Origin of the sequence: Kitasatospora sp. NPDC093679, assembly GCF_040683455.1 — a bacterium.
Taxonomy (GTDB): domain Bacteria; phylum Actinomycetota; class Actinomycetes; order Streptomycetales; family Streptomycetaceae; genus Kitasatospora; species Kitasatospora arboriphila.
On record NZ_JBFBDW010000046.1, the window covers coordinates 1 to 25,530 of the forward strand.

At 74.0% G+C, this 25,530-nt stretch carries 22 protein-coding genes and 1 pseudogene; 9 read left to right on the forward strand and 14 right to left on the reverse strand.

The window, feature by feature from the left end; genetic code table 11:
• The first annotated feature begins 243 nt into the window (after positions 1 to 243).
• Entirely contained in the window at positions 244 to 1,992 is a 1,749-nt protein-coding gene (gene pknB, locus AB0O09_RS29155; RefSeq protein WP_344626028.1) for a Stk1 family PASTA domain-containing Ser/Thr kinase, read from the forward strand.
• A gap of 27 nt (positions 1,993 to 2,019) precedes the next feature.
• On the opposite strand, the gene AB0O09_RS29160 is transcribed toward pknB, so the two are convergent.
• Positions 2,020 to 2,649 carry a sulfite oxidase-like oxidoreductase gene (locus AB0O09_RS29160; RefSeq protein WP_363546515.1) on the reverse strand — a complete coding sequence of 210 codons (630 nt, stop codon included), beginning with the start codon at positions 2,647 to 2,649 and terminating at the stop codon, positions 2,020 to 2,022.
• A gap of 189 nt (positions 2,650 to 2,838) precedes the next feature.
• Between AB0O09_RS29160 and bfr the strand changes: the two genes are divergently transcribed.
• Positions 2,839 to 3,318: a bacterioferritin gene (gene bfr / locus AB0O09_RS29165; RefSeq protein WP_030262899.1), complete on the forward strand. Its 480-nt coding sequence runs from the start codon at positions 2,839 to 2,841 to the stop codon at positions 3,316 to 3,318.
• A gap of 24 nt (positions 3,319 to 3,342) precedes the next feature.
• Here bfr and AB0O09_RS29170 read toward each other — a convergent pair whose 3' ends face one another.
• Positions 3,343 to 3,597 carry a (2Fe-2S)-binding protein gene (locus AB0O09_RS29170; protein WP_363546518.1) on the reverse strand — a complete coding sequence of 85 codons (255 nt, stop codon included), beginning with the start codon at positions 3,595 to 3,597 and terminating at the stop codon, positions 3,343 to 3,345.
• Positions 3,598 to 3,758: 161 nt separating this feature from the next.
• Positions 3,759 to 5,108: a class II 3-deoxy-7-phosphoheptulonate synthase gene (locus AB0O09_RS29175; RefSeq protein WP_363546521.1), complete on the reverse strand. Its 1,350-nt coding sequence runs from the start codon at positions 5,106 to 5,108 to the stop codon at positions 3,759 to 3,761.
• Between the two features lie 302 nt (positions 5,109 to 5,410).
• Between AB0O09_RS29175 and AB0O09_RS29180 the strand changes: the two genes are divergently transcribed.
• Positions 5,411 to 7,348 (forward strand): anthranilate synthase family protein, encoded by a 1,938-nt coding sequence (locus AB0O09_RS29180; RefSeq protein ID WP_363546524.1) that lies wholly within the window; start codon positions 5,411 to 5,413, stop codon positions 7,346 to 7,348.
• A gap of 124 nt (positions 7,349 to 7,472) precedes the next feature.
• Here AB0O09_RS29180 and AB0O09_RS29185 read toward each other — a convergent pair whose 3' ends face one another.
• The 3 genes from AB0O09_RS29185 to AB0O09_RS29195 form a co-directional block, all read right to left on the reverse strand.
• The gene (locus AB0O09_RS29185) at positions 7,473 to 8,144 is read right to left on the reverse strand and encodes a response regulator transcription factor (protein ID WP_344625997.1); all 672 of its coding nucleotides are present in this window, start codon (positions 8,142 to 8,144) and stop codon (positions 7,473 to 7,475) included.
• Positions 8,144 to 9,259, reverse strand: coding sequence for a DUF5931 domain-containing protein (locus tag AB0O09_RS29190; protein WP_363546628.1), 1,116 nt, complete (start codon positions 9,257 to 9,259; stop codon positions 8,144 to 8,146). The genes AB0O09_RS29185 and AB0O09_RS29190 overlap by 1 nt, the downstream gene beginning before the upstream one ends.
• A 134-nt stretch (positions 9,260 to 9,393) precedes the next feature.
• A complete protein-coding gene (locus AB0O09_RS29195) occupies positions 9,394 to 10,221 on the reverse strand; it encodes a lysophospholipid acyltransferase family protein (protein WP_363546631.1) in 828 nt (275 codons plus the stop codon).
• 203 nt (positions 10,222 to 10,424) lie between these two features.
• Here AB0O09_RS29195 and AB0O09_RS29200 point away from each other — a divergent pair, with 203 nt between their 5' ends.
• From AB0O09_RS29200 to AB0O09_RS29210, 3 genes are all read left to right on the forward strand, one after another.
• On the forward strand, positions 10,425 to 11,216 hold the full coding sequence (locus AB0O09_RS29200; protein WP_363546527.1) for an alpha/beta fold hydrolase: 792 nt from the start codon (positions 10,425 to 10,427) through the stop codon (positions 11,214 to 11,216).
• A 10-nt stretch (positions 11,217 to 11,226) separates the two neighbouring features.
• Positions 11,227 to 11,841, forward strand: a complete 615-nt coding sequence (locus tag AB0O09_RS29205) for a hypothetical protein (RefSeq protein ID WP_363546530.1) — start codon at positions 11,227 to 11,229, stop codon at positions 11,839 to 11,841.
• A 66-nt stretch (positions 11,842 to 11,907) separates the two neighbouring features.
• Entirely contained in the window at positions 11,908 to 12,846 is a 939-nt protein-coding gene (locus tag AB0O09_RS29210; RefSeq protein WP_363546532.1) for a DUF4352 domain-containing protein, read from the forward strand.
• Between the two features lie 52 nt (positions 12,847 to 12,898).
• Here AB0O09_RS29210 and AB0O09_RS29215 read toward each other — a convergent pair whose 3' ends face one another.
• From AB0O09_RS29215 to AB0O09_RS29235, 5 genes and pseudogenes are all read right to left on the reverse strand, one after another.
• Positions 12,899 to 13,699 (reverse strand): endonuclease/exonuclease/phosphatase family protein, encoded by an 801-nt coding sequence (locus AB0O09_RS29215; RefSeq protein WP_363546535.1) that lies wholly within the window; start codon positions 13,697 to 13,699, stop codon positions 12,899 to 12,901.
• Positions 13,700 to 13,783: 84 nt separating this feature from the next.
• Positions 13,784 to 14,725 carry an ROK family glucokinase gene (locus AB0O09_RS29220; protein WP_363546538.1) on the reverse strand — a complete coding sequence of 314 codons (942 nt, stop codon included), beginning with the start codon at positions 14,723 to 14,725 and terminating at the stop codon, positions 13,784 to 13,786.
• Between the two features lie 196 nt (positions 14,726 to 14,921).
• Positions 14,922 to 15,083: pseudogene (locus AB0O09_RS29225) on the reverse strand (DUF5304 family protein); the annotation flags it as partial.
• Positions 15,084 to 15,513: 430 nt separating this feature from the next.
• Positions 15,514 to 16,683, reverse strand: a complete 1,170-nt coding sequence (locus AB0O09_RS29230) for an ArsA-related P-loop ATPase (protein ID WP_363546541.1) — start codon at positions 16,681 to 16,683, stop codon at positions 15,514 to 15,516.
• A 6-nt stretch (positions 16,684 to 16,689) separates the two neighbouring features.
• Entirely contained in the window at positions 16,690 to 17,124 is a 435-nt protein-coding gene (locus AB0O09_RS29235) for an SRPBCC family protein (RefSeq protein WP_263105767.1), read from the reverse strand.
• A gap of 351 nt (positions 17,125 to 17,475) precedes the next feature.
• On the opposite strand from AB0O09_RS29235, the gene AB0O09_RS29240 reads away from it, so the two are divergent.
• Positions 17,476 to 19,269, forward strand: coding sequence for an AMP-dependent synthetase/ligase (locus tag AB0O09_RS29240; RefSeq protein WP_363546544.1), 1,794 nt, complete (start codon positions 17,476 to 17,478; stop codon positions 19,267 to 19,269).
• Between the two features lie 71 nt (positions 19,270 to 19,340).
• Here AB0O09_RS29240 and AB0O09_RS29245 read toward each other — a convergent pair whose 3' ends face one another.
• A complete protein-coding gene (locus tag AB0O09_RS29245; protein WP_363546547.1) occupies positions 19,341 to 20,474 on the reverse strand; it encodes a glycosyltransferase family 4 protein in 1,134 nt (377 codons plus the stop codon).
• Positions 20,475 to 20,664: 190 nt separating this feature from the next.
• On the opposite strand from AB0O09_RS29245, the gene AB0O09_RS29250 reads away from it, so the two are divergent.
• The gene (locus AB0O09_RS29250; protein ID WP_344628132.1) at positions 20,665 to 22,053 is read left to right on the forward strand and encodes a glycosyltransferase 87 family protein; all 1,389 of its coding nucleotides are present in this window, start codon (positions 20,665 to 20,667) and stop codon (positions 22,051 to 22,053) included.
• Between the two features lie 100 nt (positions 22,054 to 22,153).
• Positions 22,154 to 23,077, forward strand: coding sequence for a carbohydrate kinase family protein (locus AB0O09_RS29255; protein ID WP_363546550.1), 924 nt, complete (start codon positions 22,154 to 22,156; stop codon positions 23,075 to 23,077).
• On the opposite strand, the gene AB0O09_RS29260 is transcribed toward AB0O09_RS29255, so the two are convergent.
• A complete protein-coding gene (locus AB0O09_RS29260) occupies positions 23,062 to 24,306 on the reverse strand; it encodes a hypothetical protein (RefSeq protein WP_363546553.1) in 1,245 nt (414 codons plus the stop codon). The genes AB0O09_RS29255 and AB0O09_RS29260 overlap by 16 nt on opposite strands.
• 89 nt (positions 24,307 to 24,395) lie before the next feature.
• A complete protein-coding gene (locus AB0O09_RS29265) occupies positions 24,396 to 25,454 on the reverse strand; it encodes an NlpC/P60 family protein (RefSeq protein ID WP_363546556.1) in 1,059 nt (352 codons plus the stop codon).
• Positions 25,455 to 25,530 lie beyond the last annotated feature (76 nt).

Consider the following 25,530-nt stretch of genomic DNA (forward strand, 5'->3'; position numbering starts at 1 on the left):
CCGAGCCGGCGTGGTCCTCGCCGCGCTGATCCTGTGGCTGCGAGCCGAGGAGCAATGACTCACACCAACAAGATCAATTATGAGACACGGCCTAGGGCTTGTCTGACAATTCCCGCCGCGCGCGCCCCCGGCTCGGCCGCCCCGGGGGCGCGGTCGCATGTCTCAACATCGGCACAACCGCACCGGAGGCGGCGCCGTGCCGGGCCGGGGGTCACCCCTGCGTCCTACACTCCTCGGGTGGACATGACGCTCGACGACCCCCTGATCGGTGCCCTGCTCGACGGCCGGTACCGGGTTGATCGGCGCATCGCCGTCGGGGGTATGGCCACGGTGTACCGCGGGACGGACACCCGGCTGGACCGCGTCGTCGCGCTGAAGGTGATGCACCCGGCGCTGGCCGCCGACGGCGGCAACGAGTTCACCGGCCGGTTCATCCGCGAGGCGAAGGCCGTGGCGCGGCTGTCCCACCCGAACGTGGTGAACGTCTTCGACCAGGGCGCGGACGGCCGGGCGGTGTTCCTGGCGATGGAGTACGTGCCCGGGCGGACCCTGCGCGACCTGCTGCGCGACCGCGGGGCGCTGTCGGCCCGGGCCGCGCTGGACATCCTGGAGCCGGTGCTGGCGGCGCTCGGCGCGGCGCACCGGGCGGGCCTGGTGCACCGGGACGTCAAGCCGGAGAACGTGCTGATCACCGACGGCGGCATGGTGAAGGTCGCGGACTTCGGCCTGGTGCGGCTGCTGACCGGCACGGAGGGCGCGGGCGACGCCGTCACCAGCACCACCTCGACCGGCACGGTGCTCGGCACCGTCTCCTACCTCGCGCCGGAGCAGATCCGCCAGGACGGCCCGACCGACCAGCGGGTCGACGTGTACGCGGCCGGCATCCTGCTGTACGAGATGCTGACCGGCGCCAAGCCGCACACCGGTGAGAACGCCATGCAGGTGATCTACCGGCACCTGAACGAGGACGTCCCGGCGCCGTCGCTGGCCGCCCCCGGGGTGGGCCGCGAGCTGGACGCCATAGTGGCCGCCGCGACCGCCCGCGACCCGCAGGCCCGTCCGTGGGACGCGGTGGAGATGCTGGCCGCGCTGCAGCGGGCCCGCCGGGCGCTCACCCCGGCGCAGTTGGACGCCGAGCCGCCGGCCTCGACCCGGCCGACCCCGCAGTACCCGACCGGTGAGGTCACCGCGGTGGTGGACCGCCCGGTGGAGCGCACCAGCGTGCTGGACGTGCCGGCCGACCTGCTGACGCCGCCGCGGCCGTACGACGAGTCGGTGCCGGCCCGGCCGCCCCGTGCGCCGCGGCCGCCGCGTTCGCGCGCCCCGCTGATCTGGGGTGCGGTGATCGCGGTGGTGCTGCTGTTGGTCGGCGGGGCGACGTACCTGCTCTCGGACGGGCTGTACACGACGGTGCCGACCGTGCTCGGGCAGACCGAGGCGCAGGCGGTGGCGACCCTGGACAGGTCGGGGCTGCGCGGCACGTTCAGCCAGCAGTTCAGCGAGACCGTGACGGCCGGGCAGGTGATCTCCACCGATCCCGGGGTGGGTGCCCGGGCCCGCAAGAGCGATCCGGTGAAGGTGGTGCTGTCCAAGGGGCCGGACCGGGTGGCGGTGCCGCCGCTGGAGGGCCTGCCGCTGGAGCAGGCCCGCAAGGCGCTCACCGATGCCAGGCTGACCCCGGGGACGACCCGGGAGGCGTTCGACGACGACGTGCCCGAGGGTTCGGTGATCAGCGCGGAGCCGGGCGCCGGCACCTCGGTCAGCCCGAACACGCCGGTCGCGCTGGTGGTCAGCAAGGGCATGCAGCCGGTGCCGGACGTGGTCGGCCTGAGCAAGGACGACGCCACGAAGGCGCTGACCGACGCCGGTTTCAAGGTGCAGGCCACGGGGCTGAACCTGTTCGGCACCGGCAAGGTCTCCGCACAGGTGCCCAAGGCCGGCACCCCCCGTGCGCAGGGCAGCACCGTGGTGATCAGCTTCGGGCTGTTCTAGCGGGTCGCCGGGGGCCGGCGGCGGCCGTCAGCGCAGCGGTCCGTCGCCCGGCTCCTCCTGGTAGGAGTAGCGCTGCTCGGCCCACGGGTCGGCGAGGTTGTGGTAGCCGCGCTCCTCCCAGAAGCCGCGGCGGTCGGCCCGCATGTACTCGACCCCGCGGACCCACTTGGGGCCCTTCCAGGCGTACAGGTGCGGCACCACGAGGCGGACGGGGAAGCCGTGCTCGACGGTGAGCGGCTCGCCGTTGCGGTGGGTGGCGAAGACGGTCTGCGGGTCGGTGAAGTCGGCGAGCCGCAGGTTGGCGCTGTAGCCGTACTCGGCCCAGACCATGACGTGGGTGACGCCGGGGGCCGGCGGCACCAGGTCGAGGACGGTCTTGGCGGCGACGCCGCCCCACTCGTTGCCGAGCATCGAGAAGCGGGTGACGCAGTGCAGGTCGCCGCGGACGGTCACCCGCGGCAGGGCGTGGAAGCCCTCGAAGTCCCAGCGGTGCTTCTCGGCCGAGGCGGTCGCCCCGAACACCTGGAAGTCCCAGCTCTGCGGCTTGAAGCGGGGCACCGGTCCGTAGTGCAGCACCGGCCAGCCGCGCTGGAGGCGCTGGCCGGGAGGGAGCCGCGGGTCGGACGGCTGCGGTGGTTCCGGTTCGTACTGACCCATGCCTCCATGGTCGCAGACGGCGGGCGGTCCGTGTCGCGCGCCCCTCGTGCACGCCCCCTCCATCGAACCCGCACATCGGGAAATCGGACATTAGCCATAGACCGGGGTAAGTGTGAACTTACTGGAAACCGCGCCCGCTCCAGTGCCACCATGCGGGCAAGCGACGGACGGCTATCAGGAAGGCACGCCATGCAGGGCGACCCCGAGGTCATCGAGTTCCTCAACGAGCAGCTCACCGCCGAGCTCACCGCCATCAACCAGTACTTCCTGCACGCCAAGATGCAGGAGAACAACGGCTGGACGAAGCTCGCCGCCTACACCCGGCACGAGTCCTTCGACGAGATGAAGCACGCGGAGACGCTGACCGACCGGATCCTCTTCCTGGACGGCCTGCCCAACTACCAGCGGCTGTTCCACGTCCGGATCGGCCAGACGGTCAAGGAGATGTTCGAGGCCGACCGGCAGGTCGAGGTCGAGGCGATCGACCGGCTGCGCCGCGGCATCGTCGTCATGCGGGCCAAGAACGACGTCACCTCGGCCAACATCTTCGAGGCGATCCTCGCCGACGAGGAGCACCACATCGACTACCTGGACACCCAGCTCGAACTGCTGGAGAAGCTCGGCGAACCGCTCTACCTGGCCCAGCTCATCGAGCAGCCGGAGAGCTGAGGGCCCGCGCCGCCGGCGGGGCTCCTAGGCGGCTTCGAGACCGCGCTCGGGCGCGGTCTCAACCGCGGGATCGGCCAGCCCCAGCTTTGCGGCCAGCCTGGCCGTCGGGCACGGGCGGGCACCGTGCTCCCCGAGCAGGGCCTGGATCCGGCGGACGCAGGAACCGCAGTCCGTGCCGGCCTTGCAGCCCTTGGCTATCTGCCGCGGAGTGACGGCGCCGCCGTCGATCTCCTGCTTGACCTGGGCCTCGGTGACCGCATGACACATGCACACGTACATCGGCGGCTCTCCCGGGCTGGTGTTCCTTGATCGGCAAGGCTGGCCTTACCTCGCTAAGCCTTACCTTACCCAAGGTACCCGCAAAGCGAAGCCCCTCCGCCCCCGGAGACCGGGAAAGCGGAGGGGCCTTTGTCACATTGCGATCATCGCGGCCGCCGGACTCACTGGCTGCGGTACATCTCCGCGACCAGGAAGGCCAGGTCGAGCGACTGGCTGCGGTTGAGCCGCGGGTCGCAGGCCGTCTCGTAGCGCTGGTGCAGGTCGTCGACGAGGACCTCGTCGCCGCCACCCACGCACTCGGTGACGTCGTCACCGGTGAGCTCGACGTGGATGCCGCCCGGGTGGGTGCCGAGCGCGCGGTGCACCTCGAAGAAGCCCTTGACCTCGTCGAGCACGTCGTCGAAGCGGCGGGTCTTGTGGCCGGTCTCGGCCTCGAAGGTGTTGCCGTGCATCGGGTCGCAGATCCACACCGGCTGGGCGCCGGAGGCGGTGACCTTCTCGACCAGGGCGGGCAGGTGCTCGCGGATCTTGCCCGCACCCATCCGGGTGATGAAGGTCAGCCGGCCCGGCTCGCGGTCCGGGTCGAGCCGGTCGATCAGGGTGAGCGCCTCGTCGACCGTGGTGGTCGGGCCGAGCTTCACGCCGATCGGGTTGCGGATCTTCGAGGCGAACTCGATGTGCGCGTGGTCCAGCTGCCGGGTGCGCTCGCCGATCCAGACCATGTGGCCCGAGACGTCGTAGAGGTCGCCGGTGCGCGAGTCGGTGCGGGTCAGCGCCGTCTCGTAGTCCAGGATCAGCGCCTCGTGCGAGGAGTAGAACTCGACCGTCCGGAACTCCTCCGGGGCCACCCCGCAGGCGTTCATGAAGGCCAGCGCGTTGTCGATCTCCCGGGCGAGCTGCTCGTACCGCTGACCGGAGGGCGAGTTGCGCACGAAGTCCTGGTTCCAGGCGTGCACCTGGCGCAGGTCGGCGTAGCCGCCGGTGGTGAAGGCGCGCACCAGGTTGAGCGTCGCGGCGGAGGCGTTGTACATCCGCTTGAGGCGCTCCGGGTCCGGGATGCGCGACTCCGGCGTGAAGTCGAAGCCGTTCACCGAGTCGCCGCGGTAGACCGGCAGGGTGACGCCGTCCCGGGTCTCGGTCGACTTCGAGCGCGGCTTGGAGTACTGGCCGGCGATCCGCCCGACCTTGACCACCGGCACCGAGGCGGCGTACGTGAGCACGGCCGCCATCTGCAGGAGGGTCTTCAGCTTGTTGCGGATCTGCTCGGCGGACACGCCGTCGAACGCCTCGGCACAGTCACCGCCCTGCAGCAGGAAGGCCTCTCCGCGCGCGACGGCACCGAGCCGGGCGCGCAGCTGGTCGCACTCGCCGGCGAAGACGAGCGGCGGATACGAGGCGAGGTCCGCAAGGGTCTTGCGCAGTGCCTCGTGGTCCGGCCATTCGGGCTGCTGCGCCGCGGGCAGGGACTGCCAGGAGAAGGCAGCCCCGTTTGTCTCAGTTGTCACGGTCACGGAAGCAAGGCTACGGGGTGTGACAACCGAATTGTGCCCGCCGCCCGATGGGTGAGACGGGTGATGGACATTTCGGTGAGCGACTTCACACACCCGGGGCATCCGCTACGCTCGTCCCCGTGACCGCACCGCACACCTTCTCCTGGTGGTGGGCCAGCCCGATGGGCGGCCCACAGCTCGCGCGTCCCTAAGACGACACGACGGCCGCCCCTCGGGGCGGCCGTCTGCGTGTTCCGAAGGAGCAGGCGGCCCTCCCGCGAAGAGCGACCGACCCGCCCGCCTCCCGGAAGGAACGCCGCACCGTGACCCGTCCTGCCGACCTGGTCGCCCGCCTCACCGCACCCGGCGCCCCCGCGTTCGCCCTGCTGCACCGCCGCGCACCCCGGCTCGCCCCGGACACCGTCGAGGTGCTGATCGGCACCGTCGGCGTGCACGACACGCTCGCCGACCTGCCGGTGCCGGACGGCGTGCCCGCCGGCGGCCCCCGGCACGACCTGCTCGCCCTCGTCCCCTACCGGCAGATCCGCGAACGCGGCTTCGACGCCCACGACGACGGCACCCCCCTGCAGGCGCTCGCCGTCGAGGAGCAGTACGCCCTCGCCCTCGACGAACTGCTGCCCGCGCTGCCGCAGAGCCCCGTCCGGCTCACCGGCGGCGGCTTCGACATCGCCGACGAGGAGTACGCGGAGATCGTCCGCCGCGTCATCCGGGACGAGATCGGCCGCGGCGAGGGCGCCAACTTCGTCGTCCGCCGGGACTTCCGCGGCCGGCTGGAGGGCTTCGACACGGCGCTGGCGCTCACGCTCTTCCGGCGGCTGCTGGAGCAGGAACGGGGCGCGTACTGGACCTTCCTGGTGCACACCGGGGAGCGGATCGTGGTCGGCGCCTCGCCGGAGGTGCACGTCCGGCAGTCCGGCGGCACCGTCGTGATGAACCCGATCTCCGGCACCTACCGGCACCCGGCCGGCGGGCCGACCCTCGACTCGCTGCTGGAGTTCCTGCACGACCCCAAGGAGCTGGAGGAGCTCACCATGGTGGTCGACGAGGAACTCAAGATGATGTGCACCGTCGGCGACCTCGGCGGCCAGGTGCTCGGCCCCCGCCTCAAGGAGATGGCCCACCTCGCCCACACCGAGTACGAGCTGCGCGGGCGCACCTCGCTGGACGTCCGCGAGGTCCTCAAGGAGACCATGTTCGCGGCGACCGTCACCGGCAGCCCCGTGCAGAACGCCACCCGCGTCATCCGCCGCTACGAGGCCACCGGCCGCGGCTACTACTCCGGCGCGCTCGCCCTGATCGGCCGCTCCGCCAGCGGCGGCCAGCAGCTCGACTCCCCCATCTGCATCCGCACCGCCGACATCGACCCCGCCACCGGCGACCTGGTGGTGCGGGTCGGCGCCACCCTCGTCCGGCACTCCGACCCGCACTCCGAGGTCGCCGAGACCCACGCCAAGGCCGCCGGCGTGCTCACCGCGATCGGCGCCCGCCCCGCCCCCTCCGGGCCCGCCGGACGCGGCGCCGGTCCGCGCCTCGCCGACGACCACCGGGTGCAGGCCGCCCTCGACGCCCGCCGGGCCGGCCTCGCCCCGTTCTGGCTGCGGATGCAGCAGCCCACCGCGCCCGTCGAGGGCCCGGACACCCTGGTCGTCGACGGCGAGGACACCTTCACCTCGATGCTCGCCCACCTGCTGTCCTCGCTCGGGCACCGGGTCACCGTGCTGCGCTACGACACCCCCGGCCTGCGCGAACGGGTCGCCGCCCACACCGGGCCGCTCGTCCTCGGCCCCGGCCCCGGCGATCCGGCCGACCCCGCCGACCCCAAGATGGCCGTCCTCCGCCCGGTCGTCGCCGACGCCCTGGCCGCCGTCCGCGCCGGCACCCGCACCGCGCCGCTGCTCGCCGTCTGCCTCAGCCACCAGCTGCTCAGCGCCGAGCTCGGGCTGCCGCTGGCCCGCAAGGCCGTCCCCTACCAGGGCGCCCAGGAGAGCGTCGACCTGTTCGGCACCCGCCGCACCGTCGGCTTCTACAACACCTTCACCGCCCGCTGCGACGACGCCGCTGCCGAACGGCTCGCCGCCGAGGGCGTCGAGGTCGCCCGCGACCCGCTCACCGGCGACGTCCACGCCCTGCGCGGCCCCGGCTTCGCCGCCCTCCAGTTCCACCCCGAGTCCGTCCTCACCCGCGAGGGCGTCGACATCGTCGCCGGACTCCTCAGCAGCACGGCCCCCGTCGCCGGCTGAGCATCCGCACGTCCACCGCCCGGCCCCGGAACACCACCGTCCGGGGCCGGCGCAGGCACCGGACCACGCGGCCTACGAGTACACCTCGGAAGTGCGCACCGGGAGGTGTCTCCGGGGGCGCGTGCTAGCCCTGGCTCAGTTCGTCGTCCAGGCCCTGCTCGATCGCGTAGCGGACGAGTTCGACGCGGTTGTGCAGCTGCAGTTTGCCGAGGGTGTTCTGCACGTGGTTCTGCACGGTGCGGTGCGACAGCACCAGCCGGTCGGCGATCTGGCGGTACGACAGCCCCTTGGCGACCAGCCGCAGCACCTCGGTCTCCCGGGTGGTCAGCTGCGGCGCCGCGGGGGACGCGGCCGGCGCGGGCTCGGTGGCCAGCCGGCGGAACTCGCCGAGGACGAGCCCGGCCAGGCCCGGGGTGAAGACCGGGTCGCCGAGCGCGGTGCGGCGGACGGCGTCGATCAGTTCGTCCCGGCCCGCGGACTTCACCAGGTAGCCGGTGGCGCCGGACTTGACCGCCTCCAGGACGTCGGCGTGCTCGCCGCTCGCCGAGAGCACCAGCACCCGGGCGGTCGGGTCGTGGGTGACGATCCGGCGGCAGACCTCGACGCCGGGCAGCGCCGGCAGGTTGAGGTCGAGCACGACGACCTGCGGCACGGTGGCCAGGGCGCGGCGCACGGCCTCCTCGCCGTCGCCCGCGGTGGCGACGACGGCGAACCCGGCGTCGGCGAGGTCCCGGGAGACGGCGTCCCGCCACATCGGGTGGTCGTCCACGACCATCACCCGCACCTGATCCGACATCACTGCCCCTTCCTGGGCACCCGCATCTCGACCTCGGTGCCCTCGCCGGGCACCGAGTACAGCTCGGCCGTGCCGCCGAGGTCGCGCATCCGGCCGCGGATGGACTGCGAGACGCCGAGGCGCCCGGCCTGCTCCGCCTCGCCGAGCCGCCCGGCGGCGAAGCCGGCGCCGTCGTCGCGGACGGAGACGGTGACCGCGTCCGGCTCGTCCTCGACGAGGATCCAGGCCCGGGCGTCCTCGCCCGCGTGGCGGCGGACGTTGTCCAGGGCGGCGCCCACCGCGGCGGCGAGTTCGCCGGCGGCGTGTGCGGGCAGCAGCACGGGGGTGCCGGGGGCGGAGAGGGTGACCCGCTCGCCGGTGTGCGGCGCGATCAGCTGACGGAGGTCCCGCTCGGCGGGCAGCGGATCGCCGGCGGCCTGGGCGGGCAGCGGTCCGCCGGTCATCAGCGTCCGCAGTGCGCGTTCCTGTTCGCCGGCGAGCCGGCCGAGGTCGCCGAGGTCCCCCTCGCGGCGCTGGACGAGCGCGAGCACCTGGAGGACGCCGTCGTGGATGTCCCGGGAGAGCCGCTCGCGTTCGCGGGTGGCGGCCTCGACCTGGAGCGCCCGGGTGAGCACCGCCTCGCTGGCGCGGGCGAGTTCGATGACGTAGCCGATGGCGCAGCCGGCCACCATCAGCAGCACGATGTTGTGGATGTTGTCCGGGGTGATGCCGCCGTGGCCGAGGATGTTGGCGAGGCCGACGACGGTGGCGGCGAAGGCGGCGGGCTTCCAGCCGCCCTTGCCGGCGAAGCCGAGCACGGTGCCGGCCGCCCAGATGGTGGGCAGGGTGGGGGCGCCGCCGTGGACGCGCTCCGGATTGTCGATGATCCCGCTCATGACGATGCCGGTGACGGCGAACGCGAGGTCGGTGCCGAGCACGTACCAGGTGCAGCGCTGCGGTCCGGCGAAGGCCCGGGAGCTGGCGAGCGTCCACAGGGTGAGGGCACCGAGGTAGATCCAGCCGGAGACCGGGTGCAGGAAGTCGTGGAAGGAGTTGAGGTAGCGCAGGATCGCGTAGGCCAGGGCGAGCACCCGGAAGTAGCCGATCGCCCGCCACAGCGGCATCTCGACGGACATCCCGCCGACGGTCAGCGCGCCGGGCCGTTGCACCGCGGCCGCGACGGCTCCGGCCGCCCGGGTCGCGAGCCCGGCTCTGTGGTCCTCCGCCATCCGTCGTCCCCCGACCCCTCGTCCCCCGGCCCCGGTGAGCCCTACTCCGGCTTGTCCTGCTTGTCCTGCTCCTGCTGCCCCTGCTGCTGTTCCTGCTCCAGCCGGGCGGCCTCCTCCTTGGCGGCCTTCTCGGCCTCCTTCTCGGCCGCCTTCTCCGCCTTCTGCGCGGCGCGGCGCTCGGCGTCGGCGCGCTTCTTGTCCTCGGTGATCTGGCGCTTGGCGGCGGTGGCGTAGATGTCCACGTACTCCTGGCCGGAGAGCCGCATGATCTCGTACATCACCTCGTCGGTGACGGAGCGGAGGATGAAGCGGTCGTTCTCCATGCCGTGGTAGCGGGAGAAGTCGAGCGGGCGGCCGATCCGGATGCCGGGGCGGATGCCGAAGTTGGGGACGACCTGGCCGGGCGGCTGCACCTTCTCGGTGTCGATCATGGCGACCGGGATGACCGGGGCGCCGGTCTGCAGCGCGACCCGGGCGAGGCCGCCGACCTTGCCGCGGTAGAGCTTGCCGTCGGGCGAGCGGGTGCCCTCCGGGTAGACGCCGAACAGCTCGCCGCGCTCCAGGACGGCGACGGCGCTGCGGATCGCCGCCTCGCCGGCGCCGCGCACGCCGGACCGGTCGACCGGCAGCTGGCCGACGCCCTTGAAGAAGGCGGCGGTCAGCTTGCCCTTGAGGCCGGGGGTGTTGAAGTACTCGGCCTTGGCGATGAAGGTGATCCGGCGCTTGATCAGCGCGGGGAAGAAGAAGGAGTCCGAGAAGGACAGGTGGTTGCTCGCGATGATCGCGGGACCCTCGTCGGGGATGTTCTCCGCGCCCTCGAGCCACGGCCGGAAGAAGATCCGCAGCAACGGCGCGACGATCATCTTCATCAGTCGGTAGAACAACCCGGGCCTCCTGTTGTACGGACCGGTCGATCCTAATGCCCACGGCCCCGCACGTGTGCACCGGCAGGCCCGTGATGCGGCGGCTGCGACCCTGTACGGGTCGTCGCGGCCGTGGGACGATGCCGCTCCGGGTACCCGCGGGTAGCCGGGCCGCCCTCCGACCCCGCCCGAGCGAAGGAGCTCCGAGGATGCCGCTGCTGCCCGGCGCAGAACCGTTTCACCACAAGGGCGGGCCGGTCGGCGTGCTCCTCGTCCACGGCTTCACCGGCTCACCGCGGTCCATGCGGCCGTGGGCCGACCACCTCGCCGCCGCCGGCCTGACCGTCGCGCTGCCGCTGCTGCCCGGCCACGGCACCCGCTGGCAGGACATGCAGCAGACCCGCTGGGAGGACTGGTACGCCGAGGTCGACCGCGAACTGCGGGCCCTGCTGGACGGCTGCGAGCAGGTCTTCGTCTGTGCGCTCTCGATGGGCGGCGCCCTCGCACTGCGGCTCGCCGCCCGGCACGGCGAGGCGGTCTCCGGCGTCGTGCTGGTCAACCCGTCGGTCCGCTCCGACAACCCGGCCACCGTCCTGCTGCCCGCCCTGCGGCACCTCGTCCCCAGCCTGCCCGGCATCGCCGACGACATCGCCCTGGAGGGCGTCTCCGAGTACGGCTACGACCGCACCCCGCTGCACGCCGCCTGGTCGCTCTCCCGTCTCTGGCGCACCGTCCAGGCCGAACTGCCCGCCGTCCGGCAGCCGGTGCTGCTGCTGCGCAGTCCGCAGGACCACGTGGTCTCCCCGGCCAACTCGGAACTGGTGCTCGCCCGGATATCCTCGACGGACGTGACGGAAAAACTGTGCGAACGCAGTTACCACGTCGCCACGCTGGACCACGACGCCGCGATGATCTTCGAGGAGAGCCTCGAGTTCGTGCGGCGGCTGGCACCGGCGGCGAAGACCGATGCGACGAACGATGCCGAGCACCACCTGGGCTGAAGGGCCGGTAGTGAACGAGACCAGCAAGGCGGGCGGCGGCGAGGAGCTGCCCGAGGACGGCACCGCGAAGCCCGGACAGGACCAGGAGACCACCGCCGGTTCCGAACCGCCCGCCCGGCGGCCCGCGGCCGGCAGCCAGGCCGAACAGGACGCGATCTTCGCCGCCCTGGTCGCGCAGTTCGACGACCCCGTCGACCTGACCGACCCGGAGTGGCCGGAGATCGAGAACCTCCGCGCCCGGGAGTCCCCGGCCGCGGACTCCTTCGACGAGTTCGCGCCCCGCCCCCGGCCGCGGCCGAGACCGACCGCTCCCGAGCAGGTGGCCGGGCCGGTGTCCGGCCCGCGCGACTACGACCTCCACGAGGACCCGGACGAGGGCCACTTCGTCCCGCCGGAGCCCCCGCCGCTGCCCAAGGCCGACACCACCGCCAAGTTCGCCTGGCTCGCCGTGCTCGGCGGCCCGGCCCTGCTGCTGATCGACACCGTCGTCTGGCACGAGGTGGCCGGCTGGCCCGCCTGGGTCGGCGTCACCGCCTTCCTCGGCGGCTTCGTCACCCTCGTCGCCCGGATGAAGGACAAGGACGACGACGAGCCGGACGACCCGATGGGCGGCGCCGTCGTCTGACCGCCCGCCGCCCCCGAGCAGTGGCCGTCGCCCGCCCGTAGCCTGGAAGGGCGGGAGGCGACGGCCATGGCACGGATCAGCACCCTGGCAGGAACGGCGGCGTTACTGGCGGCGTTGCTCTCGGCGGCCGCCACCGGCTGCAGCAGCCACTCCGTGGTGACGGCCCCGGCGAGCACCCCGGCGAGCGGCGCGAGTTCCGGTCCTGCCGGGTCACCGCAGTCGGCGCAGGTCGGGGACACCCTGGAACTGGCCGGCAACGAGCAGGGCGCCCGGATGGCCGTGACGGTGACGGCGGTCGCCGACCCGGCGACCGCGGCGCACTCCTTCGACACCCCCGAGGCGGGCAGACGGCTGGTCGCCGTGCAGTTCCGGCTCCACAACACCGGCTCCACCACCTACTCGGACAGCCCGTCCAACGGCGCCACCGTGGTCGACGACCGGGGACAGGGCTTCGACGCGGTGCCCGCCACCGACGTCACCGCCGGCCCCGCGTTCCCCGCCGGGGTGGTCGTCGCCCCCGGGGACACCGCGCTCGGCTACATCTCCTTCGAGATCCCTGCGGACTCCCGCCTCGCCAAGGCCCAGTTCACCCTGAACTCCGGCTTCGCGAACCAGACCGGCCAGTGGGCGCTGCCCGCCGCCACCGCGGCCCCGACCGCCACGGCCGCCCGGACCGCGACCGTCACCACCACGGCCACCACCACCGCCGGTCCCCGGACCTCCGCCGCCGCACCGCGCCAGGTCGTCGAGGACTACTACGCGGCGATCAACGCGCACGACTACGCCCGCGCCTGGGCCCTCGGCGGACGCAACCTGTCGCCGGGCTACGGGCAGTTCGTCAACGGCTTCGCCGGCACCGCGGCCGACGTGGTGACCGTCACCGCCGTCAACGGCGACGAAGTCTCCGTCCTCCTCGACGCCCTGCAGACCGACGGCACCCACCGCCACTACGCCGGCACCTACACCGTCCGCAACGGCGTGATCGTCGCCGCCTCGATCCACTGACCGCCTCGGCCCCGGCAGGGGTCCGCCACCGGCCCCCGCTCCCCCACCCGCCTCAGCCCCCGGCGGGGATCCGTACCACCGCCACCACCGGCAGATGATCCGTCGCCGCCACCAGGTCCGCCCCCGACACCCCCACCAACCCCTGCGGCACCCCGCAGGCCAACACCTCGACCCCGGGAGTCGCGAAGACCGCGTCGATCCGCTGGTGGGGGTCGGCGGGGACGGAGGTGAAGGTGCCGCCCCAGGGGGCGACGGTGTGGGCGTCCTGGTACTCGGCGGCCAGGCGGCGCCAGCCCGGGCCATCGGGGTGCTCGTTGAAGTCGCCGGCCACGATGCCGTGCTCGCCGGGGTCGAACTGGCCGGGCAGCAGCGCGAACTGGCGGAGCCGTTCGGCCGGGTCGAGGGAGAGGTGGCAGCTCGTCACCGCGAACGGGGCCGAACGGCCCACCCGCAGCAGGGCGGTGGCGAATCCGCGGGCGTGCAGGCCTCGGGTCTTGGGGAGCAGGCGGTCGCGGACGGCGAGGACCTCGACCCGGAGCTTTCCGAGCAGCAGCGGTCCGGCGGCGATCCGGCCGCCGCCGGAGAGGACGACGGTGCCGGTGCGGTGGGCGAGCCGGGCGGCCTGCTTCCGGGGCCGCCAGTACCGCGGGGACTCCTGGATGCAGACCACGTCCGGATCGCAGGCACGGATCACCCGGACGAGGGCGTCCCGGTCGTCCCTCAGCGAGCGGACGTTGTAGCTGAGGATGCGGACCCGCTCGGCGCCGTCGGGTTCGGCGCCGGAGTCGGGCAGGGCGGCCGGCCCGGTCGGCGGCACGGGTCCGGGGGCTGCGGACGGCTGCTCGGCAGGCATGCCGGTCATGCTAACGGCGAGGCCGGGGCCGCTGCCCCAGCCTCGCCGTCGGAGTCCGGACGAGCCGTCGGTTCCGTCGGGCCGTCAGACCCGCGCGAGGTCGGCGGCACCGGCGATGCCGGCGGCGGACCCCATGGTCGCGAGCAGGACCTCGGCGCGCGGGCGGTGCACGCCACCGGTCAGGTAGGTCTCGAAGGCCGCGGCGACCGGGTCGAGCAGCAGGCTGCCCGAGTCGGAGACGCCGCCGCCGAGCACGAAGACGCCCGGGTCGAACAGCGCGGCGAGGTCGGCCATGCCGCGGCCGAGCCAGTCGGCGAGCTCCGCGTAGCACTCCAGGGCGAGCGGGTCGCCCTCGGCCGCGGCCTCGGTGATGTGGATGCCCCGGATGGTCTCGGCGACGAAGTCGTTGAGCTCCAGCATCCGCTTGCCGGCGATCGGGTCGGCGGCGGCCTTCTCGCGGCCGTAGCGGCGCAGCGCGCGGCCGGAGCCGTACTGCTCCCAGCAGCCCTTGCCGCCGCAGCCGCAGGGGAGGCCGTCGGGGACCATGTTGAGGTGGCCGATCTCGCCGGCGACGCCGAAGCGGCCGCGGTGCATCCGGCCGTCGAGGACGATGCCGCCGCCGATGCCGGTGCCGACGGTGATCAGGACCATGTCCTCGTAGCCGGCCGCGGCGCCGAAGCGGAACTCGGCCCAGGCGGCGCAGTTGGCGTCGTTCTCGACGACGGTCTCCAGGCCGGTGAGCTCCTCGATGCGCTGCTTGAGCGGCTCGTTCTCCCAGTCGATGTTGGGAGCGAAGATCACGGTGGAGCGGTCGCGGTCCACGAAGCCGGGGGCGCCGACACCGACGGCCGCGACCTCCGGGTACTCCTCCTTGAGCTCGCGCACGGCCTGCGCGATCGCGTCGACCGCCCACTGGGGGTCGGCCGGGGTGGGCACCCGGGTACGCGCAAGGATTTCGCCGGTCTCGTCGACCACGCCGGCCGCGATCTTCGTCCCGCCGACGTCGACGCCGATGGTCAGAGCCATGTGTCCCTCAGCTATTCACTCGTTCCCGCTGAGCGGAACGGTACCCGCTGAGCGGTGCTCCCGTACACACCGAGACCTACATTAACCGAAGCCAATTTCCGGATTGCCCGGCCGGATGCGTTCAGAAGTCGTAGACTTCGCGGCTTTGAGTGATGCGTGAAGGCGCCACAGTCACCTCCTCTGACCTGCGGCTTCACTACTTGTCGGTGACTCCGTCGAGGTCGATGTGCTCGGCCTCGGCGTGTCCGGCACCGGCCCAGCGCCGTTCATGACCTGAGACGGCTGCGCGGTACGCGGCGAGCAGTTCGCCGCCCGCGGCGACGAGGTGTCCGTACACCTCCGGGTTCTGCTCGCGCAGCCGGGTGCCGTACTCCTGGGCCTTGCCGCCGAGGGTGAGGGCGAACCTCCGGACCTCGTCGACCAGCGGCCCGAACTCCGCGCCGAGGCCCTGCCCGGCCGTGCCGTCCGCCTTCTCGTCCGCCATCCGGCGACCTCCCTGGTGCGTCCTCGGTGTGCCTCCGGTGCGACGTCGGGGCGGCACCGGGCCGTCCGGCCGGAACCGGCCGGGATCCAGACGCTACCGGACGGCGCACCGAGGGCCGCCCGGCGCACCGGACGCACGCCGGGCGCGCACGCCCTGTACACACGCCCCTCCGGTGCGACGGCCGACCGGCGCACGGAGGTTCCGCCCGCGGGTCCGGCCGCGCACGAGGGTCAGCCGCGCGAGGGGTCGACGCCGCGAGGGGCCAGCGTCGAGGGGTCAGCGGTGAGGGGTCAGCGGTGAGGGGTCAGCGGCGCGCCGGCCAGAGGGCGGGGTCCGGCGCGAACCGCACCGACAGCACCCCGTCGTGCAGTCCGGCCCCGCTCACCGTGCACCGCCGCAGCGCGGAGGGCAGCGGGAGCAACCGGCGGTGGCCGCCGGTGCCCACGACCAGTTCGTCCCCTCGGCGCACCAGTTCCAGGCCGGACCGTTCGGCGCCGGGCAGCGCCAGGTGCCAGACCAGCAGCCCGTCCTCGGCCAGCCGGTCCTCGACCCACGGCTCGGGGGCCTCGCCGGGCCCGGGCTCGCCCCCGGCGTACAGCTGGTCGGCGATCGCCTCCAGGGCGACCTCGGGCCACTCGGCGGTGAGCAGCGGGACGGCACCGAGCCCGGACGCCAGGTCGGCGAGGCGCTCCCGCTGGCGGGCGGCGCGGCCGGCCAGCCAGGGGTCGGGCGAGGCGGCGGCCGCGGACGGCAGCACCCGGTGGGCGACGACGGCGTCCAGTCGCCGGCCGTGCAGGGCGAGGGCGGCGCGGATGCGGCGCAGTTCCCCGGTGCCGTGGGCGTCGGCGTCCACGACCAGGCGGACGGAGGTGCCGGGTGCCTCGATCACGGCGCGGGCCTCGGCAAGGGCGGCGCAGGCGGCGGCCCGAGCGTCGAAGAGCCAGTCCGCGGGCATCGGCACCCCGGCGAGGGCGGCCAGCAGCGGGCGCAGCGCCCGGGCGGCCTGGCGCTGCTCGGGCAGCAGCCGGTCGAGGTAGCGGACGAGCTGTTCGGGCAGGGCCAGGGTGGCGATCAGCTCGGCCGGGGCGGGGGCGGCCACCACGACCGTCTCGGCGTCGGCGGCGCGCAGGGCGCGGAGCAGGGCGAGCTGGCGCGTGCCGGGCAGCGGCGTGAGCTCCTCGGGGTCGAGCGGGTCGGCGCCGAGCAGGTCGAGGGCCGGGGCGAGCCGGGCGCCGAAGCCGTCGAGGGCGCTGCGCAGGGCGGCCTGCTCGTCGATCCGGGCCACCGCGAGGCGCTCCCCGTACGGGGCGGGCTCCGCGGTGAGCCGGGTGTCCAGGAGGTCGTCGACGGCGCGGTGCGGGTCGTCGGCGGCCAGCAGCAGGGTGCGCCGGCCGGTGCGGGCGCTGTGCAGGGCGGTGGCGGCGGCGACGACGGCCGAGCCCTCGCCGGTGACGAGGACGGTGCGGGGTGACACCCGGCGTCAGCCTTCGACGCGCTTCTTCAGGCCGGCCAGGGCCCGGTCGATGATGACCTTCTCCGCCTTGCGCTTGATCATGCCGAGCATCGGGATCTTGACGTCGACGGCGAGCTGGTAGGTGACCTCGGTGCCGCCGCCCTTGACCGCGGCGAGGCTGTAGGAGCCGTCGAGGGCGCGCAGCATCTGGCTCTTCACCAGCGTCCAGCGGACCTCGCGGTCGCCGTCCCAGGTGTAGGCGAGGACGTGCTCGTCGCGGATCGCGCCGGCGTCGAGCACCAGGCGCACCTCCGAGCCGCGGCCGTCCGCGGCGGTGCTCAGCACCTCGATCTCCTTGACCTCGCCCGTCCACTCCGGGTAGGCGGCGAAGTCGGCGATCGCGGCCATGACCTCGGCCGGGGTCGCGTCGATGATGATGCTCGACCTGGTGTGCTCCGCCATCACGGCCCTCCGCGTCTGTTCAGATGTGCGCCCAGGGCAGGCTATCGCGCCCGTGGGTGCACGCCGGGCGCCGCCCTGGTCATCGGGGCTCGTGGAGGGCTCTCGGCGGGCCTGCGGCGGGACCTCCGGCGGGGCGGACCGGCCGGCAGGCGGCCCGGCCCCGCCGTTCGGCGGGGGGGACGGGGGCTACCGACGCGTCGGGCGGCCGCTGCCGTAGGGTGCGAGACGACACCATCCCACCGGTCCTGCGCGGTGTGACTCTTCGAACAACGGAGCCGACAGCTCTGGTCGAATCCGGCTACCGAGCAGTAACGTCCTGCCGTCCCGCAGCGTCGCAGACGAGGAGCAGTCTTGCTCGAGTTCAGCCTTCCGGCCCGCTACCAGGTTCCGAGCGGGGGAAACCTCTCCGACCTGATCCACCAGAACGCCGCGCAGCACCCCGGCGTCGCCGTGATCAGCCGGAAGGTGGCCGGGCAGTGGCAGGACCTGACGGCGGAGCAGTTCCTCGCCGAGGTCCACGCGGTGGCCAAGGGCCTGATCGCCTCCGGCGTCGAGCCGGGCGACCGCGTCGCGGTGATGTCCCGCACCCGTTACGAGTGGACGCTGCTCGACTTCGCGATCTGGTGCGCGGGCGCGATCACCGTGCCGGTGTACGAGTCCTCCTCCGCCGAGCAGGTGCAGTGGATCCTCGGCGACTCGGGCGCCGTCGCGGTGGTCACCGAGACCGCCGGCCACGCCGCCGTCCTCGCGGAGGTCCGGGACCGCCTCCCGCAGCTGCGGCACGCCTGGCAGATCGAGGACGGCGCCGTCGCCGCCCTCACCGCGGCGGGCAGCGAGGTCTCCGACGGGACGGTCGCCGAGCGCCGGGCCGTCCCGGACGCCGACACCATCGCCACCATCGTCTACACCTCGGGCACCACCGGCCGCCCCAAGGGCTGCCAGCTGACCCACGGCAACTTCCTGGCCGAACTGGGCAACGTCACCGTCCGCCTGGAGCCGCTCTTCCGCACCGGCGAGAGCTCCGTCCTGCTGTTCCTGCCGCTGGCCCACGTGCTCGGCCGGATCGCCGAGATCGCGGCCGCCATCGCGCCGATCAAGCTCGGCCACGTCTCCGACATCAAGGACGTCACCGCCGAGCTCGGCTCCTTCCGCCCGACCCTCATCCTCGGCGTGCCGCGCGTCTTCGAGAAGGTCTTCAACACCGCACGCGCCAAGGCCCAGGCCGACGGCAAGGGCAAGATCTTCGACAAGGCCGCCGACACCGCCATCGCGTACAGCCGCGCCCTGGACGCCGGCGGCGCCGGGATCGGCCTGAGAATCAAGCACTTCGTCTTCGACAAGCTGGTGTACGCCAAGCTGCGGGCCGCCCTCGGCGGCCGGGCGACCCACGCGATCTCCGGCGGCGCCCCGCTCGGCGAGCGGCTCGGCCACTTCTACCGCGGCATCGGCTTCACCGTCCTGGAGGGCTACGGCCTGACCGAGACCTGTGCGGCCACCGCCTTCAACCCGCACGACAAGCCGAAGATCGGCACCGTCGGCCAGCCGCTGCCCGGCTCCGCGGTGAAGATCGCCGAGGACGGCGAGGTGCTGCTCAAGGGCCCGCAGGTCTTCACCGGGTACTGGAACAACCCGCAAGCCACCGCCGACGCCCTGCAGGACGGCTGGTTCGCCACCGGCGACATCGGCGCGCTGGACGACGAGGGCTACCTCACCATCACCGGCCGCAAGAAGGAGATCATCGTCACCGCGGGCGGCAAGAACGTGGCGCCCGCCGTGATCGAGGACCGGATCCGGGCGCACGCCCTGATCGGCGAGGTCATGGTGGTCGGCGACCGCAAGCCGTTCGTCGCCTGCCTGATCACCCTCGACCCGGACTTCTTCGGCAAGTGGAAGGAACTGAACGGCAAGCCCGCCGGCGCCACCCCCGCCGACCTCGCCCAGGACGCCGACCTGCTGGCCGCCCTGCAGGCCGCCGTGGACGACGGCAACCAGGCCGTCTCGCACGCCGAGGCCGTGAAGAAGTTCCGCCTGCTCGACACCTCCTTCACCGAGGAGAGCGGTCACCTCACCCCCTCCCTCAAGCTGAAGCGCAACGTCGTCCTCAAGGACTTCGCCGCCGACGTCGAGGCCATCTACCAGCGCTGAAGCACGGCTCGGCCGAAACAGGGGCGCGTGGGGGGAGGTCCCCCACGCGCCCCTCGGTGGTTTCCCGCGTACTAGGCCAGCAGTCCCGTCAGGCGCTGTGCCAGCAGGTCCCAGCGCCAGGAGCGCTCGACCCAGCGCCGTCCGGCCTCCCCCATCGTCCGCCGCAGCTGCTCGTCGTGCAGCAGCCGCACGATCCGCTCCGCCGCCGCCTCCGCGGACCGCCCCGGCACCACGTACCCGGTCTCGCCCTCCAGGACGGCATCGGGCGCCCCGCCGGAGTCCCCGGCGACCACCGGCAGGCCGGTCGCGGAGGCCTCCAGGTAGACGATCCCGAGGCCCTCGACGTCGAGCCCGCCCCGCCGGGTGCGGCAGGGCATGGCGAAGACGTCGCCCGCACCGTAGTGGGCGGGCAGCTCCTCCCACGGGACGGCGCCGGTGAAGCGGACGGAGCCGGCGACCCCGCGGGCCTCGGCGAGCTTCTCCAGGTCGCCGCGGTAGGGCCCGTCGCCGACGATCAGCAGGACGGTGTCGGGCACCGCCGCGAGGATCTGCGGCATGGCCTCGATCAGGGTGTCCTGGCCCTTGCGCTTGACGAGGCGGGAGACGCAGACGACGACCGGCCGGTCGCTGAGCCCGAGCCGGGCGCGGATCCCGTCGCCGCCGGAGTCGGGCCGGAAGGTCTTCTCGTCGACGCCGGGCGGCAGCTGCACCATGCGCCGGGCCGCCTCGGGGCCGACCGCGGCGGCGATCCGGCTGCGGGTGTACTCGCCGAGGTAGGTGAGGGTGTCGGTGCCGGCGCCGATCCGCCGCAGCAGCTGCCGGGAGCCGGGCAGCTGGGCCCAGGCGGCCTCGTGGCCGTGGGTCATGCCGAGGAGGCGCTGGGCGCCGGCCTGCCGCAGTGCGGGGGCCATCAGGCCGAGCGGGGCGGCGGCGCCGAACCAGACGGAGCTGCAGCCCTCGGCACGGAGGATCTCGGCGGCCCGCCGGGTCACCCGCGGGGTGGGCACCATCATCTTCGTCCGGTCCCGGACCACCGGGAACGGCTGGCGGGCGTCGAACTCGGCGACCTCCTTCCCGTCGCGCCAGGTCGAGGCGTACACGACGATGGAACCCGCGGGCTGGCGGACGGCCATGTTGTGCACGAACGCCTGGATCCCACCGGGCCTCGGCGGGAAGTCGTTGGTGACGATGAGGGTCTTGTGCATGCCACGGCTCGCTCGGTCGGGGGTTGCATGGTGCAGGGGTCGGTGATCCGTACCATAGGTCAACACCACGGCCCGCCGGGAACGAAGGATCACAGCGCAACCGTTTCCGGTCCGGGCCGGTCCTATGTGCCGGGGCCCCGTTGCGCGGGCGCCACCGCGACCGGCGTCACGAGTCGAACGAGGGAGCGCAGTGGAGTTGGCCCCGACCGGGCGCACCGGCAGCACCAGCAGCACCGAGCGCCTCGCCCTGACCGGCGCGCCGCCGCCCGCACCGGCCGGCGGCGCGCTGTGGGCGCTCGGGGCGTCCTGGGTGGTCACCCGGGTGCTGATCGTGCTGATGGCCGTCGGTGTGCTGCGGATCTCGGGCACCGACGTGAGCTCCGACGTCTCGGTGATCTACCACGGCTGGTACGAGGTGCTGCGGACGGGCACCTTCCCGCTGGACGACGTGACCTGGCAGTACCCGCCGGGAGCGGCGCTGGTGATCCTGCTGCCGGGCGTGCTGCCCTGGTCGTACCTGGTCTCCTTCTTCGTGCTGTGCGGCGTCTTCGACGCGCTGACGGTGGGCGCGCTGATGAGGGTCGGCACCCGGCGGGGCCGCAGCTTCAGCGGGGCCTGGATGTGGGTGGCGGGGGTGCCGCTGCTCGGTCCGACGGTCTACTGCCGGTACGACGTCATCGTCACCGCGCTCGCGGTGGGCGGTCTGCTGCTGGTGCTGCGCCGGCCGGCCCTGGGCGGGTTCCTGCTGGGGCTGGGCGGGCTGGTGAAGGTGTGGCCGGTGCTGGCGCTGGCGGGCACCCCGCGCGGGCGGCGCACGCGCCGGGCGTGGACGGCGGCGGCCGCGACGGCGGCCTCCCTGGGCTTCCTGCTGACCGCGGGGATGAACGGCGCCTTCGAGTTCCTGAAGTTCCAGAAGGAGCGCGGGATCGAGGTGGAGTCGCTGGGCGCGCTGCCGCTGCACTTCGCCAAGCTGTTCGGCGCCTGGGACGGCCAGGTGACGATGAACTACGGTTCGCTGGAGATGCTCGGCCCGTGGGTGCCGGTGGTCTCCAAGGTGTGCGTCGCGGGCACGCTGCTGGGCTTCGGCTGGCTGCTGCTGTGGCGGCTGCGGGCGGTGCGCTGGCAGCCGTCGACGCCGTACGACGCGGCGCTGGCGGCGCTGCTGGTGTTCACCGTGACCAGCCGGGTGATCAGCCCGCAGTACCTGGTGTGGCTGGTCGGCCTGGCCGCGGTCTGCCTGACGGTGCGCGGCACCCGGCAGAAGCCGGTGGCGGTGCTGATCCTGGCGGCGACGGTGCTGACCACCGTCGAGTTCCCGATCCTGTTCGGCGCGGTGCAGCACAGCGAGCCGTGGGGCGTGGCCGTGCTCACCGCCCGGAACCTGCTGCTGCTGGCGGCCACGGTGCTGTCCTGCCGCCGGCTGTGGCGCTCCACCCGCGGTCCGGACGCCCAGGCCACCCTGGTGCTGCCGCCGGAGCCCCCCGTGAAGGGCTACCCGGTGCGCCCGGGCATCGCGTACGAGCAGGCGCTGCTGGACGACCTGGACCGCCCCGTGGGCCGTCCGGCGACCACCTCCTGAACACAACTCTTGCTGCAAGTTTCTGAAAGACCTTGCAGGCGGGTCCGCGCGGCTGGCAGCATCGTCCGCTGTCAGCCGATGCCGCCCGTGGAGGTTCCGCATGCCCGACGACCGCGAGCTCGACGTCCTGGTGGTGGGCGGTGCGGGCGTGGACACCATCGTCCGGGTCGACCGGCTGGAGATCCCCGCGGCCGACTCTCTCGGGGTGCCCCCGGTGCACGACTACGCGGGCCACACCGGCAGCGGGGTCGCGCTCGGCTGCCACCGGCTGGGCCTGCGCACCTCCTTCCTCGACTTCCTCGGCGACGACCCGCAGGGCGAGCTGGTGCGGGCCGCCTTCCGCCGCGCGGGCCTGGACTTCCACCACCTGGTCTCCCCCGCGGGCACCCCACGCGGGGTGAACCTGGTGGACGCCGACGGGCTGCGGTTCTCCTTCTACGACGGCCGGCACCCGGCCGACCTGCGGCTGCCCGCCGCCTTCTACCTGCCGTTCCTGGAGCGGGCCCGGCACGTCCACCTGTCGATCACCAACGTCAACCGGGACATGCACCCGGACATCGAGCGGCTCGGCGCCACCAGCTCCACCGACCTGCACGCCTGGGACGGCGAGAACGAGCACCACCGGCACTACGCGCTCCGCTCCGACCTGGTCTTCCTCTCGGCCGCGGGCTGCCCCGGGCGGCACGAGGAGGTGATGCGCTCGGTGCTGGACGGGGGCCGGGCACGGCTGGTGGTCGCGACCGCGGGCGCGGCCGGCAGTTACCTGCTGGAGCGCGGGAGCGACACCGTCCGGCACGTGCCGGCGGTCGACCCCGGGGTGCCGGTGGTGGACAGCAACGGCGCCGGCGACGCCTTCGTCAGCGGCTTCCTCGCCGGCTGGCTGGCGGGCCGGCCGGTGGACGCGTGCATGCTGGCGGGCTCGGTGGCCGGCGCCCACGCCTGCACCGCGGCGGGCACCCACAGCGCCCTGATCGACGGCGAGGGGATCGCCGCGGGCCTGGCGGCCGCTCAGCGGCGCAGCTGACGCACCAGCTCGGCCGACCAGGCCTTGGTGAAGGCGGGCAGGTCCAGGCCGAGCTCGGCCTGGAGGACGCCGTCCAGCCGGGCGGGGTCGCCCATCGCGCCGACCGCCCGGTAGAGCCCGACGAGGCGCTGCGGTCCGAAGCGGTGCGCGACCGTCTCGCAAGCGAGCCAGGCCTGCTCGTAGGCCTGGGCGATGCCGGCGGCGCCGGCGGCGAAGTCGGCGTCGGCCGGCAGGGCGGTCGGCACCCGGCCCGCGGCGACGTCGCGGGCGAGCTCCGGCGCGATCTGGCGGGCGGTGCGGCCGGCGCCGCGGTAGCCGGTGTAGTCGGCGACGCCCTCGGAGAGCCAGAGCGGCGTCCAGCTGCGGGTGGCCGCGCGGGTGGCGACGTGGGTGGCCTCGTGGGTGATCACGACCTGCCGGCCGAGGTCGCTGAGGCCGCGGAAGGCCTCCGGGTTGACCATGATCCGGTCGGCGGGGGTGGCGGCGGGCTCGCCCCCGGCCGCGACGGTGACGGCGGCGATGCCCTGGTAGGAGCCGGCGGCGACGTCGAGCATCCGGGCGAACTGCGGCTCGGTGGCCGGGGTGAGGACGAGCAGCCGGCCGGGCCACTCCCGGCCCCACAGCTCGGAGACGGCGGGCACCGCCTTGTCGGCGACGGCGACCAGCCCGGCGAGCTCCTCGGCGGGGCCGAGGCCGAGCACCAGGCAGTGCTCGCCCTGGGCCGCCCGGACCTCGCCGAGGTCCCAGAGGGCGGCGCTGCCGTCCGGCTCGTCCGCGGAGAGCAGCCAGCCGGCCGGGCCCCGGTCGAAGGTGAGCCGCCGGGAGAGCACCGCGGGGTGCTGGTCGACGCCCCGCAGCCGGTGGGCGAGGCCGGCGGTGACGATGATCCGCCCGCCGGCGTCCGGTTCGGTGACGCCGCTGATCCGGTACTCGACGGCGGAGAAGGGCACGGCGGCGGCCCGGACGGCGGCCTGCTCCTGTGCGGCCCGCGCCGCGGGGGCCGTCCCGGCGAGCAGGGCGGGCCGGTCGGCGCGCAGCAGGGCGCGGGCGCGGGCGGCGAGCAGGTCCTCGACGCGGGCCCGGACGCCGGTGCTCGGCGCGCCCTGCGGGGACAGGCCGGCCCGGTCCCCGGTGGCGGGCAGGGCGCGGGGCGCGGAGAGCTGGGCGAGGCCGCCGACGGCCAGCAGCAGGGCGGTGCGCCGGGAGATCCGGCCGCCGGCGGGCAGCACGGACCGGCCCGCCGCGGCGCACCGGGGCAGGTCGGTGACCAGGGGCTCGGCCTCCCCGCCGGACGGGCCGGGCTGCCGGTGGAAGGCGCTCAGACCCGCACCACCCCGCTGACGGGCATGGCAGCGACGCTCTCGTAGCGGACCCGGGCTCCGGGGTGCGGGGCATGCACGACCACGCCGCCGCCGGCGTACATGCCGACGTGGTGCATGTCCTTGTAGAAGATCACCAGGTCTCCCGGTCGCGCCTCGGACAGGCTGACTCGCCTCCCCGCGTGTGCCTGCGCCTGCGAGGTGCGCGGCAGGGTGACTCCGGCCTGCCGCCAGCTCCAGTACATCAGACCGGAGCAGTCGAACGTGGAAGGGCCGGTGGATCCGTAGACGTAGGGCGAGCCGATCCGGCTGATCGCGGCAGCCAGGGCGGCGGCGGCGCGGTCGGAGGAGGGCGGCCGGTCGCCGAGGTCGATCCGGTCGGTGCCGTGCGCTGCGCGGCTGGCCGCGTCGGCGGCGTCGTCCGCGGCCAGCCGGGCGCGTTCGTCGGTGGTGAGGCCGCCGAGCAGCCGCTGGGCGTCGCCGAGCCGGCGCCGGACCTCGTCCTTGTGGTCGGCGAGCGAGCGGCGGACCTCCTCCAGCTCGGCGAGCTTGGCGGTGGCCTCGGCGCGGCGCTGGTCGAGCCGGCGCTGCCGGTCGAGCACCTGGTGCAGGGTGTCGCTCTGCCGGCTGGCGGCCTGGTCGAGGGCGCGGGCGCGGGTGAGGTAGCCGGCCGGGTCGGACTCCAGCATGAGGCGGACGGAGGGGTCGAGCCCGCCGTCGCGGTACTGGGCGGCGGCGGCGGTGGCGAGGTCGGTGTAGAGCCCGTTCAGCTCTTCCTGGCCGGTGGCGACCTGGTCCTGCAGCTGGCCGGCCTCGGTCTGCAGGCGCTTCTGGTCCTCCCCCGCGGCGTTCGCGCGCTCGCTGGCCTGCTCGGCCTCCTCGTAGAGCCGGTCGACCTTCGCCCGGACGTCGGCCGTCCGCCGCCCGGGGTCGGCGGGGGCGCCGTGGGCCGCGGTGCCGACGGTGGCGCCGACGGCCGTGGTCGCCGCGGCCGTGAGCACCAGGGCCCGGGCGAGGGTGTGGCCGCCCGGCAGTTGGGGGCGTCGGTGCGCGGACATGCGGCGGCGGCTCCGTTCCTGCGGACGGACGGCCGCCGCCGCCCGGGTCGGGCGGGCGTCCTCGCGGACATCCGGG

Bases quoted from the DNA above. Each gene is read 5' to 3' on its own strand.
- pknB (WP_344626028.1), top strand. From the start codon at position 244: ATGACGCTCGACGACCCCCTGATCGGTGCCCTGCTCGACGGCCGGTAC.
- AB0O09_RS29160 (WP_363546515.1), bottom strand. From the start codon at position 2,649: ATGGGTCAGTACGAACCGGAACCACCGCAGCCGTCCGACCCGCGGCTC.
- bfr (WP_030262899.1), top strand. From the start codon at position 2,839: ATGCAGGGCGACCCCGAGGTCATCGAGTTCCTCAACGAGCAGCTCACC.
- AB0O09_RS29170 (WP_363546518.1), bottom strand. From the start codon at position 3,597: ATGTACGTGTGCATGTGTCATGCGGTCACCGAGGCCCAGGTCAAGCAG.
- AB0O09_RS29185 (WP_344625997.1), bottom strand. From the start codon at position 8,144: ATGTCGGATCAGGTGCGGGTGATGGTCGTGGACGACCACCCGATGTGG.
- AB0O09_RS29190 (WP_363546628.1), bottom strand. From the start codon at position 9,259: ATGTCCGTCGAGATGCCGCTGTGGCGGGCGATCGGCTACTTCCGGGTG.
- AB0O09_RS29195 (WP_363546631.1), bottom strand. From the start codon at position 10,221: ATGAAGATGATCGTCGCGCCGTTGCTGCGGATCTTCTTCCGGCCGTGG.
- AB0O09_RS29200 (WP_363546527.1), top strand. From the start codon at position 10,425: ATGCCGCTGCTGCCCGGCGCAGAACCGTTTCACCACAAGGGCGGGCCG.
- AB0O09_RS29210 (WP_363546532.1), top strand. From the start codon at position 11,908: ATGGCACGGATCAGCACCCTGGCAGGAACGGCGGCGTTACTGGCGGCG.
- AB0O09_RS29215 (WP_363546535.1), bottom strand. From the start codon at position 13,699: ATGCCTGCCGAGCAGCCGTCCGCAGCCCCCGGACCCGTGCCGCCGACC.
- AB0O09_RS29220 (WP_363546538.1), bottom strand. From the start codon at position 14,725: ATGGCTCTGACCATCGGCGTCGACGTCGGCGGGACGAAGATCGCGGCC.
- AB0O09_RS29235 (WP_263105767.1), bottom strand. From the start codon at position 17,124: ATGGCGGAGCACACCAGGTCGAGCATCATCATCGACGCGACCCCGGCC.
- AB0O09_RS29245 (WP_363546547.1), bottom strand. From the start codon at position 20,474: ATGCACAAGACCCTCATCGTCACCAACGACTTCCCGCCGAGGCCCGGT.
- AB0O09_RS29255 (WP_363546550.1), top strand. From the start codon at position 22,154: ATGCCCGACGACCGCGAGCTCGACGTCCTGGTGGTGGGCGGTGCGGGC.
- AB0O09_RS29265 (WP_363546556.1), bottom strand. From the start codon at position 25,454: ATGTCCGCGCACCGACGCCCCCAACTGCCGGGCGGCCACACCCTCGCC.